11 protein-coding genes are annotated in these 12,613 nt (G+C 57.5%); all 11 read left to right on the top strand.

The features are described from left to right. Positions 1-211 precede the first annotated feature (211 nt). Genes BN8_RS12645 through BN8_RS12595 form a run of 11 tightly spaced genes read left to right on the top strand, consistent with a single transcriptional unit; the run spans position 212 to position 12,613 of the window. On the top strand, positions 212-1,768 hold the full coding sequence (locus BN8_RS12645; protein WP_009282267.1) for a GMC oxidoreductase: 1,557 nt from the start codon (positions 212-214) through the stop codon (positions 1,766-1,768). A 12-nt stretch (positions 1,769-1,780) separates the two neighbouring features. Beyond that, complete coding sequence (locus BN8_RS12640; RefSeq protein WP_009282266.1) at positions 1,781-2,806, top strand: VOC family protein; 1,026 nt, start codon at positions 1,781-1,783, stop codon at positions 2,804-2,806. Between the two features lie 45 nt (positions 2,807-2,851). Further along, positions 2,852-3,403, top strand: coding sequence for a YHS domain-containing (seleno)protein (locus tag BN8_RS12635; protein ID WP_009282265.1), 552 nt, complete (start codon positions 2,852-2,854; stop codon positions 3,401-3,403). Positions 3,404-3,460: 57 nt separating this feature from the next. Continuing rightward, on the top strand, positions 3,461-3,937 hold the full coding sequence (locus BN8_RS12630; RefSeq protein ID WP_009282264.1) for a GlcG/HbpS family heme-binding protein: 477 nt from the start codon (positions 3,461-3,463) through the stop codon (positions 3,935-3,937). 1 nt (position 3,938) lies between these two features. Beyond that, positions 3,939-5,585, top strand: a complete 1,647-nt coding sequence (locus BN8_RS12625; RefSeq protein ID WP_009282263.1) for an SMP-30/gluconolactonase/LRE family protein — start codon at positions 3,939-3,941, stop codon at positions 5,583-5,585. Between the two features lie 10 nt (positions 5,586-5,595). Continuing rightward, entirely contained in the window at positions 5,596-6,411 is an 816-nt protein-coding gene (locus tag BN8_RS12620; protein ID WP_009282262.1) for an SDR family oxidoreductase, read from the top strand. 27 nt (positions 6,412-6,438) lie between these two features. Further along, positions 6,439-9,108 (top strand): MGH1-like glycoside hydrolase domain-containing protein, encoded by a 2,670-nt coding sequence (locus BN8_RS12615; RefSeq protein ID WP_009282261.1) that lies wholly within the window; start codon positions 6,439-6,441, stop codon positions 9,106-9,108. Positions 9,109-9,114: 6 nt separating this feature from the next. Further along, positions 9,115-11,094 (top strand): amylo-alpha-1,6-glucosidase, encoded by a 1,980-nt coding sequence (locus tag BN8_RS12610; RefSeq protein WP_009282260.1) that lies wholly within the window; start codon positions 9,115-9,117, stop codon positions 11,092-11,094. A gap of 11 nt (positions 11,095-11,105) precedes the next feature. Beyond that, a complete protein-coding gene (locus BN8_RS12605) occupies positions 11,106-11,942 on the top strand; it encodes an MIP/aquaporin family protein (RefSeq protein WP_009282259.1) in 837 nt (278 codons plus the stop codon). 11 nt (positions 11,943-11,953) lie between these two features. After that, complete coding sequence (locus tag BN8_RS12600) at positions 11,954-12,154, top strand: hypothetical protein (protein WP_144051651.1); 201 nt, start codon at positions 11,954-11,956, stop codon at positions 12,152-12,154. Positions 12,155-12,193: 39 nt separating this feature from the next. Continuing rightward, the gene (locus BN8_RS12595; RefSeq protein WP_009282257.1) at positions 12,194-12,613 is read left to right on the top strand and encodes a hypothetical protein; all 420 of its coding nucleotides are present in this window, start codon (positions 12,194-12,196) and stop codon (positions 12,611-12,613) included.

The following is a 12,613-nucleotide window of genomic DNA, read 5'->3' as shown; positions in this document are numbered from 1 at the left end:
CGGCAGGTAACGGGCCGGAAAATACCCCCAAGCTGGGTCAGGCCGGATTAGATCGTTCGCTGAAGGAGATGGAGCTGTTCTGTGGTAAGCGCGTATTTCCTGCGAATTACAGGGAATGCATCGCTGATGTCATCCTACCGACATTTCCCTATTTCGGTGCCCTTTACTTTGGACTCGAAATCGTGATTCGCTACGCCAACTTTCCATCTCTATGCAACCGTCCTGTTATGATGTCATTATTATTGGTACTGGCTCCGGTGGGGGCACGCTGGCGCAGAAACTGGCGCCATCGGGTGAAAAAATCCTGCTGCTCGAACGGGGGGGCTTCATACCAAAAGAAAAAGAAAACTGGGATGTTGACGAGGTGGTAGTGAAAGGGCGCTACCGGGCCGATGAAACCTGGTACGATAAAGACGGTCGGCCGTTTAAACCGTTTACCCACTACGTCGTAGGCGGCAACAGCAAAATGTACGGGGCTGCCAGCTTCCGGCTCCGCGAATCGGACTTTCAGGAGGTTCATCATCAGGCCGGTGTTTCGCCCGCCTGGCCGTTGTCCTACACAGATTTTGAACCGTATTATACCCAGGCCGAACGCCTGTTCAGTGTGCATGGTATTCGGGGGATCGATCCGTTCGAACCACCTGCCAATGCCCCTTATCCGTTCGGAAGCATTCCGGTTGAGCCGTTTACGGAGGAACTGTACCGGAACGTGCAGAAAACGGGCCTGAAACCTTTCCCGATTCCGATGGCCGTCCGGTTGGCCGAGGATAATCCATACTGGCCCGATGCACCGACAATTCTGGGGAATTTCGACGGGTTTCCGGACCCGACCGAAGCAAAGGCCGATGCGCACGTAACGGGCGTTCGGGCGGCTCTGCAACACCCCAACGTTACGCTGATGACCAATGCGTTTGTGTACCGGCTCGGCACCGACGAAACCGGTCGGCGCGTGACAACCGTGGAGGTAGAACGATCCGGTCAGCGCGAAACATTCCGGGCGGGTGTGGTTGTACTCGCGGCCGGTGCTATTAATTCGGCGGCTCTGCTGCTGCGGTCGGCCTCGGACAAACACCCGCATGGACTGGCGAACAGCAGCGGTCTGGTGGGACGTAACTACATGACGCATCTCAACGGATGCCTGATTGCCTACACGCCCGATAAGCTGAATACGGCCTCGTTCCAGAAATATTTCTGCATCGGCGATTACTACGTACCCTCGGCGGAGAATCCTTATCCACTGGGCGAAATTCAGCTTATGGGTAAAAACGATCCGGCTACGGTGGTCGGCCTGAGTGAGCAGATGTTTCCCGGCAAAGCTGCCGACTGGCTTTGTTCACATAGCATCGACTTCTGGCTGACGACCGAAGACGTACCCGACCCCCAAAACCGGGTCACGCTGACGCCCAACGGCGATATTCAGCTCATCTACCACCGCGATCGCAATAACGTACCGGCGTTTGAGCAACTGAAACAGAAGCTCAAAGACCTGTTCTGTAAACTCGGCGACATCGACCCCGCCCTGAAAACGGTGCATTGGGCGGGCTACGACCTGGGCATCAGTGGGGTGTCGCACCAGTGCGGTACGCTGCGGTTCGGTATCAACCCGGCTACGTCCGTACTCGATATCAACTGCAAAGCCCACGATCTCGATAATCTGTTTGTGGCCGATGCCAGCTTTTTTCCGTCGTCGGGAGCGTATAATCCGTCGCTGACAACGGCCGCCAATGCGCTGAGGGTGGGCGATCATCTGTTGCAGCAGGTTCTCTAACTGTTTCTTCCAATGGACTGTCGGAAACAGTACGGAAAGCGAAGCCTGGTGTTCGCCTGGCTGATAGTGGGCTCGATGATCAGTCGGGCGCAGGTAGTCGAACGGGTACAGCACCCGACCATTACGGTGTCGGACCTTGATCGGGTGCTGCCGTTCTACACAAACGTGCTGCCGTTCAAACTGGTTGGCACCCGTACCGTAACCGCCGGGGTGGTAGCCCGGTTATTCGGGCTGCCTGATTCGACACGTACGGCTCGGGTGGCCACGCTCCAGCTCGGGCAGGAAACCCTTGAACTGATGGATTTTGTGGGGTCGGAAACGGGACGTACCATGCCGCCCGATTCGCGCAGCAACGACCGATGGTTTCAGCACATCGCCATCGTAGTGAGTGATATAGACAAAGCGTATCAGCAACTGCGGCAGCATCACGTCGGCCACGTATCGACCGCTCCGCAGACGCTCCCGGCCTATTTACCGGCCGCAGCCGGGATTCGGGCGTTCTATTTTCGCGATCCCGATGATCACGTACTGGAACTGATCTGGTTTCCTCCCGGCAAAGGAAACCCCCGGTGGCAGCCGCAGACGGGTGGTTCGCTGTTCCTGGGTATCGATCATACGGCCATCGCTTCCGCCGATACAGACCGGTCGCTGGCGTTTTATCGAGATCTGCTCGGACTTAAGCTGGGTGGCATGAGCGAAAACTACGGTACGGAGCAGGAACACCTGAATCAGGTATTTGGCGCCCATGTTCTGATTTCGGGCCTGACGACCGGTCAGGGGATGGGTATCGAACTGCTCGACTACCTGGCACCACCCGGTGGGCGGCCGTATCCCGAGGCATCGTGGGCTAACGATCTATGGCACTGGCATACTGTGGTGGAGGTCAGCGGTCTGGATGCTCTTTACAAGGCCATCCGGACGAAAAAACATCTCATCATCTCGCCGGGTATTGTTCCGCTTGACGGTTGGGGCCTGGCGGCTCGTCGCGGGCTGCTCGTTCGCGACCCGGATGGTCACGCAGTGCTTTTGTGTGAATAAGCAACTACCCTTGATTACGCATAACGCTTGATAAACCAAACTACCATGAAAACAACGGTTATTGCCCTCATGCTGGGGTGCTTACTTACCCAACTGGCTTTTGCCCAGGTCCCACAACGAACCGACAACGGGAAGTACCTGCAAAATCTCGACGAAAATGGATGTGCCGCTCAGGGATACGATTGCGTCGCCCTGGTTACGATTCCTGACAAACTTGTGAAGGGGAGTGCTGAGTTTCAGTCGGAGTACCAGGGGGCTAAATTCTGGTTCGCGTCGGCGGCCAACAAAGCGACCTTTGATGCCAACCCCGACAAGTTCGCTCCGCTCTATGGTGGTTTCTGCGCCATTGCCGTAGCCGAAGGGAATCTGCGGCCGGTTCAGATCTGGACGCACCGGGTCACGCCCGATGGGCACCTGACCCTTAACCACAACGCCAAAGCGCTGAAGCTGTGGGAAGCCCGGCTACATCACAATTACAAACTGGCGCAAAAGAACTGGCCGACCGTAAGCCAGAAACCAGCCCAGTACGACATTCTGCATAAGGGCGAAACGCAGCAGACCCTGGCGGCTACGTCGTTCGAAGGACCGAAAAAATAAGAGAATGTAGCCCAGTAAGGACAGCTCGAAAAAAACACACCTAATTCAGCCTCAATCATGACCTTATCAAACCCCTTCCTCCTCATTAATGCGCTCATATGCGTGACCACCCTCGCGCAGGCACAGGTCCGAACGACGTATCAGCTCACGCAGGAAAGCTGTAAAAAGATAGCCGCTGCGTCCATTAAATACGCCGTTGATAATGCCGCGCCCGGCGGCAGCGTGGCCATCGTGGATGCGGGCGGGCATCTGCTCTACCTCGAACGAATGGATGGTACGTTTGCTCAGGCCGCGGAGGTCTCGTACCAGAAAGCGCGCTCGGCCGCGCTGTTCAAAAAGGAAACCAAAGGCTTCGAAGACAACATCAATGGCGGCCGCTTCGCCCTCACCACCGTGGGGCCGGTGATGCTACAGGGCGGTTTCCCGATCCTCTACAAAGGAGAAGTGATTGGCGCTATCGGCGTGAGCGGTGCCAAAACGGCCGATCAGGACACCGAAATAGCGAAGGCCGGGGCCAGTACCAAACTCGACTGATATGAACCGATGCTGCATCGTAGTGCTTCTGCTGCTGTCAGGATGGGCCCAGGCACAGGAGATTCGGGAGTTGGCCTGGGGTAATCCCGTCGCCGTAGTCGATCTGCGTACAACTGATGGTTGCCGGTTAATGAAGGCGCAATGGAAATCGCTGGACGCCCGGATTGTTCCGGCTAAGTTCAGGGCACCGGGACCATCTGAAACGGACAATGCCCCGTTGTATCCGACGGGAAAGTCCGTCAATACCTTTACGCTCGAGCCACATGGCAATACCCCGGCCTTTGAGCAGGCCGACTGGCAGCCCGTTGCCGCTACCGACCTCGAAACTCGCCGGGGGAACGGGCTGCTGAGCCACGTCTGGTACCGGGTGAAGGTTACGTTGCCGGAGACCGTCGGGACGTTTGCCGTAGCGGGTTCGCGAGTGATGTTCGAGCTGGTAGCCGACGACTACAGTGAGGTCTGGATCAACGGCAGGCTGCGGAAATCGTACGGAGCGCGGGCCAACGGTGTCATCAACGGCTACAACGCCCGCCAGCGCGTCTGGCTGACGGATCATGCCCGGCCCGGCGAAACAATTGACCTGGCTGTGCTGGTAACCAACGGTCCGCTGGCCGATCTGCCGAACAACTACGTCTGGATTCGGAGTGCGACGCTGGATTTTTATTCCGGGAAACCGACGCCCGACACCTGGAAAAACCTCGGTCAGGTAGTGATGGTGCAGGATGAGCTGAAAAACGTACTTGATCCAGCCGCCCGGATTGAGAAAGTGGCCGACGGATTTCAGTTTACGGAAGGGCCGGTCTGGCACCCCGACGGCTATCTGCTGTTCAGCGATCCGAACGCCAACGTCATTTACAAGTACGATCCGACGATGGGCAACGTAACCATCTATATGACCAAGACGGGCTACACGGGTTATAACATCGGCGAATACCACCAGCCGGGTTCCAATGGCCTGGCCATCGATGCGCAGGGGCGACTCGTTGTCTGTCAGCACGGTAACCGGCGCCTTGTGCGTGACGAGATCAAAGGGCCGATGACGGTGCTGTCAGACGGCTACAAAACCCAAAAGCTGAACAGCCCGAACGATCTGGTCATTAAGTCAAACGGCGACATTTACTTCACCGATCCGCCGTACGGCTTACCAAAAGCCTATGATGATCCCCGTAAGGAAACACCCTATTCAGGCGTGTACCGCATCCGAAATGGCAAAACGGACCTGTTGACAACGGACCTGGGAGGCCCTAACGGCATCGCGTTCTCACCCGACGAAACGTATCTGTACGTTTCGAACTGGGATATCCGGGATATTCAGCGCACCAAAACACTCTGGCGGTACGACGTGAAGCCGGATGGTACGCTGACGAACGGTAAGGTCTTCTTCGACCTGAGCCGGGCCGACCCGAACGGCGGGCCTGCGGATGAAGCCCTGGATGGGGTCAAAGTGGACACAAAAGGCTACGTGTTTGTGTCCGTGCCGGGGGGCGTGTGCATTCTTTCGCCCGCGGGTACGTACCTCGGCAAGATCATCGGTCCCGAGAGACCCGCCAATATGGCCTGGGGCGACGACGGCAAAACACTGTATCTGACCGCCCATACGGGTTTATACAAAATTACGACGCTGAACGGCGGAAAGCTGGCTCACTAATCAACCCACCATGTACCAAAAACCAAATCAGCGGCTTGTCGGGCAGACGGCCATCATCACCGGCGCTAGTTCGGGCATTGGCCGGGCCTGTGCCATTGCCTTAGCCCGCGAAGGGGCCAACGTCGTCGTCAATTACATCGGTAATCCCGCCGGAGCCGAAGAAGTCGCCGGGGTGATCCAGGCGGATGGTGGACAGGTACGGCTGGTGCAGGCCGATGTGAGTCAGGAAGAGCAGGTGCAGCGACTGTTTGCTCAAACAATCGAGGCATTTGGAACCGTCGATATTTTAGTGAATAATGCTGGTTTACAGAAAGATTCGTTATTTGTCAATATGACGCTGGAGCAATGGCGATTCGTACTGGACGTGAACCTGACGGGGCAGTTTCTATGCGCCCGCGAAGCGGCCCGCGAGTTTCTGCGCCGGGGACCAAGGCCGGACGTGTCGCAGGCGACCGGCAAAATCATTTGCATGAGTTCGGTGCATGAATTTATTCCCTGGGCGGGCCACGCTAACTACGCGGCTTCCAAAGGGGGCGTGATGCTGCTCATGAAGTCCATTGCGCAGGAGTTGGGTGAGTACAAAGTCCGGGTGAACAGCGTAGCCCCCGGAGCGATCCGGACGCCTATCAACCGAATGGCGTGGGAAACCCCGCAATCCCTGAATCACCTGCTGAAGCTGATTCCGTACAAACGTATCGGCGAAACGTCCGACATTGGTGCCGTAGTGGCGTGGCTGGCATCCGACGAAGCCGATTACATTCATGGCCAGACCATTGTCGTCGACGGTGGGATGGCCCTTTATCCTGGATTTGAAGATAATGGATAACCGTAGAGACACCTTCTCAACTCAGCTATGACTACCGAAAACCCAATCAACGAACAACAACGCATTGAAGCCGGACTCGCCTGGCGAAAATGGGGCCCTTATCTGTCCGAACGGCAATGGGGGACCGTTCGCGAAGATTACAGTCCGCACGGCACGGCCTGGGATTATTTTCCGCACGATCACGCCCGGTCGCGGGCATACCGCTGGGGGGAAGATGGACTGGCCGGTATCTCCGACGACCGGCAGCGGCTGTGTTTTGCGGTGTCGCTCTGGAACGGCCGTGACCCGATCCTGAAAGAGCGGTTGTTCGGCCTGACCGGCCCCGAAGGCAATCATGGCGAAGATGTGAAGGAGCTGTACTACTACCTCGACAGCACCCCCACGCACTCGTACATGAAGCATTTGTACAAGTATCCGCAGGCCGAGTTCCCTTATGCAGACCTGGTGCATACCAATCGCAGCCGGGGGCGGCACGAGCCGGAATATGAACTGCTGGATACGGGGGGGTTTCGGGACAACCGCTATTTTGACGTAGTCACAGAATACGCCAAGGCCAGCGAGGAGGATATTCTCATTCGCATTACTGTCTACAACCGGGCGGCTGATACGGCTGAACTGACCCTGCTCCCGACGCTCTGGTTCCGGAACCTGTGGTCGTTTGGCCTCATGACCGAAAAGCCGAATCTGTCGCTCGTCGCCCATGATTCGGTCGGGCATGTGCGGGCCAGGCACGAGGACCTGGGCGACTATCAGTTTTACTTTCAGGCCGCTCAGCGAACCCTCTTTACGGAGAATGAGACCAATAGCGAACGCATCTTTGGTTTTCCGAACCCGTCTCCTTTCGTAAAAGATGCCTTTCACCGGGCCGTTGTCAACCACGACTTCGACTGGATGGAGGGCCGGTCGGCGGGTACCAAGTTTGCGCCGATGTACGTCCTGCGGGTAGCCGGTGGCGACAGCACGTCGGTCTGTCTGCGGCTGAGCAAAGAACCGTTGTCCGACCCATTCGACGCATTCGACGATCTGTTTGAACAGCGTCAGCAGGAGACCGACGGGTTTTACGGGCAGTTCGTGGCGTCGCATACAAACCCTGAACTGGCTAACATCCAGCGGCAGGCCTTTGCGGGGATGCTCTGGACGAAGCAATACTACAACATCGACATTCCGCGCTGGCTGGCGGGCGATCCGGGCCAGGTGCCGCCACCCGCTGGTCGCCGGACGGGGCGGAATCACCAGTGGGAATCGCTTAACAACGAGGACATTATTTCCATGCCCGATAAGTGGGAGTACCCGTGGTATGCAGCCTGGGATCTGGCCTTCCACTGCGTTCCGCTGGCGATGATCGACCCCGGCTTTGCCAAACAGCAGTTGCTGCTGTTCCTGCGGGAGTGGTACATGCACCCCAACGGCCAGATTCCGGCTTACGAATGGTCGTTTGGCGACGTAAACCCGCCTGTTCATGCCTGGGCCTGCTGGCAGGTGTATCAACTGGAAAAAGCCCGGCGGGGCGTAGCCGACATCACTTTTCTCAAAAAAGCCTTCCACAAACTGAGCCTCAATTTTACGTGGTGGGTCAATCGAAAGGACGCGCACGGCAAGAACGTATTCGAGGGTGGTTTTCTGGGGCTCGACAACATCGGTGTGTTCGACCGGAGCGCGGCCATTCCGGGTGGAGGGCGGCTGGTGCAGGCCGACGGTACCGCCTGGATGGGTATGTACTGCCTGAATATGTTGGAAATCGCGCTGGAGATTACGCGCTACGACGCGGCTTACGAAGACATGGCAACCAAGTTTTTCGAGCATTTTGTATACATCGCCGAATCCCTCAACCGCATTAGTCAGGACCCGGATATGTCGGGGTCGTGGGATGAGCGGGAAGGCTTTTTCTACGACGTACTGGCCCTGCCCGACGGTCGGCACATTCCTCTCAAAGTACGCTCGCTGGTGGGACTGTCGACCCTGTTTGCGGTACTGCCGCTGGATATGAGCCATTTTGCCAACGCCCCCGATTTTACCTTCCGGCTCAAGTGGTTTGCTGAATACCGCGCCAAGCTGGTCAACTATCAGGTGGTCGACGCGGCCGAACCGGACCAGATTCTGCTGTCGCTCATTCCGCCCCGGCGTTTGCAGCGGTTGTTGCAGGCCATGCTCGACGAAGACGAATTTCTGGCACCGGGTGGTATTCGGAGTATTTCCAGGCTGCACGAGCGGGGGTATCAGGTCGACATCAATGGTGAGCAGTTTGGCCTCCGCTACGATCCCGGCGAGTCGTCGACAGGTGCGTTCGGCGGGAATTCCAACTGGCGCGGACCGATCTGGATGCCGATGAACTACCTGCTGATTCAGGCGCTTCGGCAGTATGACCGGTATTATGGCGCAACTCTTCAGGTTGAGTATCCCACCGGCAGTGGTAAACTCATGCCGCTCGGTCGGGTAGCCGAAGCCCTGACCGAGCGACTGGTTGGGCTGTTCCGGCCGGGGCCGGACGGTAGTCGACCCATTCATGGGCGGGATGAGGTGTATCGCGATGATCCGCATTTTCGGGACCTGATGCTGTTCTACGAGTATTTCCACGGCGACACCGGGCGTGGGGTAGGGGCGTCGCACCAGACAGGCTGGACGGGCGTGGTGGCGCACCTCATCGATCAGGTTTTCATCAAAACGGTTAGCCGACAACCGGCCCCCGTCTTACCCTGAGCAGCTATGTACTACTTCCTCAACAGCAATTTTGAGCACCTCGCCGAGCGGGAATGGTTAGTCACGAACGGTCTTGGCGGGTATGCGGGTAGTACGTTGGCGGGGGCCAATTCCCGGCGATACCACGGCCTGCTGGTAGCGGCCCGGAATCCACCCACCGACCGGCAGGTACTGGTGTCGAAGGTCGAAGAAACGCTCTTCACCGATCAGGCTACGACCGATCTGTCGAGTAATCAGTACGTTGATGTAGTACACCCACAGGGATGGCGGTATCTGGTGTCGTTTGAGCGGTTGCCCCTGCCAAGGTGGATATACCAGGTTGGCGGCTACACCATTGCCAAAACGGTATTTATGGTCCAGACGGCCAACACGACCGTGGTTGCCTACCAGAACATGAGTCATCAGGCTGTTACGCTGCGGTTGAATCCGCTGCTTGTCCACCGCGATTACCATAGCCTGTTCCATCGCAGCGATTACTTCAATTACTACCTTGAACGCCAGGAGGGGCTGCTTAAACTCTACGCTCATTTTGGCGCGGACCCACTCTACATCGCTTTTTCGGCGGGTGTATTTATTGAATCCCGGACGTGGTATAACCGTTTCAGCTACCGGGAAGAGCAGCAGCGCGGGCTGGATTATCTGGAAGATGCCTATTCGGTGGGCTTTGTGGAAGTACGGATGGAACCCGGCGACGAATGTTTTCTGACGTTTTCGACGGATGAACGATTCCGGGCCAGTTCGCCTGATACGTTGCGGGCTTCGGAAATGAAACGCATCCAGACCCTACGCTGCACGCAGTCCGACCAGTTTTTGCAGGACCTTGTCGTGTCGGCCAATCAGTTCATCGTGCAGCGGAAAGTAACCGCCGGTACGCCGACCACAGGGGCACCGGCCGCCCAGAGTGAGACGATTATTGCGGGGTACCACTGGTTTACGGACTGGGGCCGCGACACGATGATTGCCCTGCGGGGGCTGTGCATTTCGCTCGGTCAGCAGCAAACGGCCCAGCGGATTCTGAGTACGTTTTTCCTGTACCTCGACGACGGGATGTTACCCAACCGCTTTCCGGACAATAATCAGGACCCCGTCGAATACAACACCGTAGATGCGACGCTCTGGCTGTTCGTAGCCCTCTACGAGTATTACCTGCGCTTCGATGATCTGTCCTTTATCGAGCAGCATTTCGATCATCTGCTGACGATTCTGGACGCGCATCGTGCCGGTACGCGCTACGGCATCCACGTGACCGACGAAGGGTTGCTGTTCGGAGGGAAAGGGAATGCACAACTGACCTGGATGGATGCCCGGGTCGGCGACTTCGTGGTGACGCCCCGGCACGGCTGCCCCGTCGAGATCAATGCGCTCTGGTACAATGCACTCCAGATCACTATTTTCTTTGCCAAACAGCTTCGGAAAAAGCCTGACTTTTACGTCCTGCTGCTCCGGCGCTTCGAGGAGAACTTTTCCGCGTACTTCTGGAACGATCGTGGGTATCTGAACGATGTTGTCAGGCCCGGCAGCGCACCTGATGCCAGTATCCGGCCGAATCAGATTTACGCCCTGAGCCTGCCTTTCCCGTTGCTGAATCCCAGCGAGCAGCAACAGGTGATGGCCACGGTCGAGCAGCACCTCTACACACCCCTTGGCCTGCGGACGCTTTCGCCCCAGGACCCGGCGTTTGTGGCCATGTACGGCGGTGACCCCTGGCTTCGCGATACGGCCTACCACCAGGGAACTGTCTGGCCGTTTCTGCTCGGCGAATACTGGCAGGCGTATCTGCGCATGCATGGGCAGTCGGAGGCCGCCAAAAGCCGGATGTATGCCGAACTGGCTACGTTGAAGCAGCATTTCTACGAAAACGATTGCCTGTTTGGTATCTCCGAAATCTTCGACGGACTGCACCCGAAACGGGGCCGTGGTACGGTCCATCAGGCGTGGTCAGTAGGGGCGATGATCAAACTACTGTCCGATTATCCGCTACGTTAATCCGGTCACGTATGGCTCCGACGCTCAGCAAAAAATGGCCTGTTTACCTGATTGAAGCATGGGCGTTGGGTACGTTCATGCTCATGGCGTCCTTCGTCGTGATTCTGGTTGAGCATCCAGCGTTACCGGTTCGGGATGCTATTCCGTCGGCATGGCTTCGGCGGGCGTTGATTGGCCTGGGCATGGGCCTGACCGCGGTTAGCCTGATCTATTCCCGATGGGGTAAGCTCTCGGGGGCACATCTGAACCCGGCCGTGACCATTGCTCAGTGGCGGCTCAATCGCATCACCACCACGGATGCAGCCGCTTACATCGTTGCGCAGTTCGCGGGTGGCTCGCTGGCCATTGGGTTACTGCATTGGCTAATCCCGTACTTCATGGCCCACCCAACGGTAAACTACGTGGCAACAGTACCTGGCAAAGCGGGAGTCTGGGTGGCGCTGGTGCTGGAGTTCGGTATGGCCTTCTGGATGCTGACGATGGTGCTGGCGCTCAGTAACTCCCGGCGGTTAGCGCCCTACACCGGTTATTTTGTCGGAGCGCTGGTAGCCTTTTACATCACGGTTGAAGCGCCTTACTCCGGCATGAGCATCAACCCGGCCCGGACGGTCAGTTCGGCCGTTTCAGCCGGGGTTTGGACGGCGGTCTGGATCTACTTCGTCGGGCCGATTGCCGGTATGTCGCTGGCGGGCTGGCTGTATCGGAAACAGTACCGCCGACGCTACGGTGAGTGCCGGTCGATGGCTATGCACCTGTCGGGGCAGCGTAACGGCTGCCGAACGTACGAGGTGCTGTGGTGGGCCGAAGACGGTCCCGGCGAAACACTCTTTGAACATCCGTCAACTTGATGAAAATGATTATGGAACTGCTTGTATATCTGTTTTATAGCTATCTTACGGTAGGGGCGCTGTTCGGACTGTATTTTGTCGGATGGGGCGCTGCCCGCCTTGATACCGAAGCCCATCAGATGCCAAGTATGCTCAGGATTCTGTTGTGGCCGGCATCCGTAGCTCTGTGGCCGCTGCTGATGCGCAAACTGTGGTATCGGCAGCGGCTGTAACCACAACGTTAACTGACCTGGTATAAGATTCAACGCTCAATGACACCACCACTCCGACGTGCTCACCGCTTCATCTGGCTACTGCTGGTCGTTGCCCTGCCCCTAGGTTTCCTGGCAACCCGGCCCACTAAGCAGTCGCCGTGGCTTCAGGAGCCGGTCCTGCCACCGCAATCGACGGCGATGCCGGTTCTGCTGCGTACCATTGACGCGGATAGCCTCGTGCTGAACCTGCGCCAGTCGGTACGGGGCACTGAACGACAGCTTGAGATTCTGCTGAAACAGCCATTTGAAACACCCTCGGCGGTTGTGTGCATTCGGCAGGAGGGAAGTCGGCGGGCTGTGGGGCTGCTGAATGCTCCGGGCCTGTACCGTTTTCCGTTGCCGACCGGTACCAACCGGCCGCTGGTCGAGATTGTGGATGATGTGCATGGTAGAACGGTGAAAACTGTCCAGCTTTGA

The sequence above is a fragment of the Fibrisoma limi BUZ 3 genome (genome assembly GCF_000296815.2).
GTDB classification, from domain to species: domain Bacteria; phylum Bacteroidota; class Bacteroidia; order Cytophagales; family Spirosomataceae; genus Fibrisoma; species Fibrisoma limi.
This window is presented reverse-complemented; position numbering and strand designations above follow the sequence as displayed.

Bases quoted from the DNA above. Each gene is read 5' to 3' on its own strand.
- BN8_RS12630 (WP_009282264.1), top strand. From the start codon at position 3,461: ATGACCTTATCAAACCCCTTCCTCCTCATTAATGCGCTCATATGCGTG.
- BN8_RS12625 (WP_009282263.1), top strand. From the start codon at position 3,939: ATGAACCGATGCTGCATCGTAGTGCTTCTGCTGCTGTCAGGATGGGCC.
- BN8_RS12595 (WP_009282257.1), top strand. From the start codon at position 12,194: ATGACACCACCACTCCGACGTGCTCACCGCTTCATCTGGCTACTGCTG.
- BN8_RS12610 (WP_009282260.1), top strand. From the start codon at position 9,115: ATGTACTACTTCCTCAACAGCAATTTTGAGCACCTCGCCGAGCGGGAA.
- BN8_RS12615 (WP_009282261.1), top strand. From the start codon at position 6,439: ATGACTACCGAAAACCCAATCAACGAACAACAACGCATTGAAGCCGGA.
- BN8_RS12635 (WP_009282265.1), top strand. From the start codon at position 2,852: ATGAAAACAACGGTTATTGCCCTCATGCTGGGGTGCTTACTTACCCAA.
- BN8_RS12645 (WP_009282267.1), top strand. From the start codon at position 212: ATGCAACCGTCCTGTTATGATGTCATTATTATTGGTACTGGCTCCGGT.
- BN8_RS12620 (WP_009282262.1), top strand. From the start codon at position 5,596: ATGTACCAAAAACCAAATCAGCGGCTTGTCGGGCAGACGGCCATCATC.
- BN8_RS12605 (WP_009282259.1), top strand. From the start codon at position 11,106: ATGGCTCCGACGCTCAGCAAAAAATGGCCTGTTTACCTGATTGAAGCA.
- BN8_RS12640 (WP_009282266.1), top strand. From the start codon at position 1,781: ATGGACTGTCGGAAACAGTACGGAAAGCGAAGCCTGGTGTTCGCCTGG.
- BN8_RS12600 (WP_144051651.1), top strand. From the start codon at position 11,954: ATGGAACTGCTTGTATATCTGTTTTATAGCTATCTTACGGTAGGGGCG.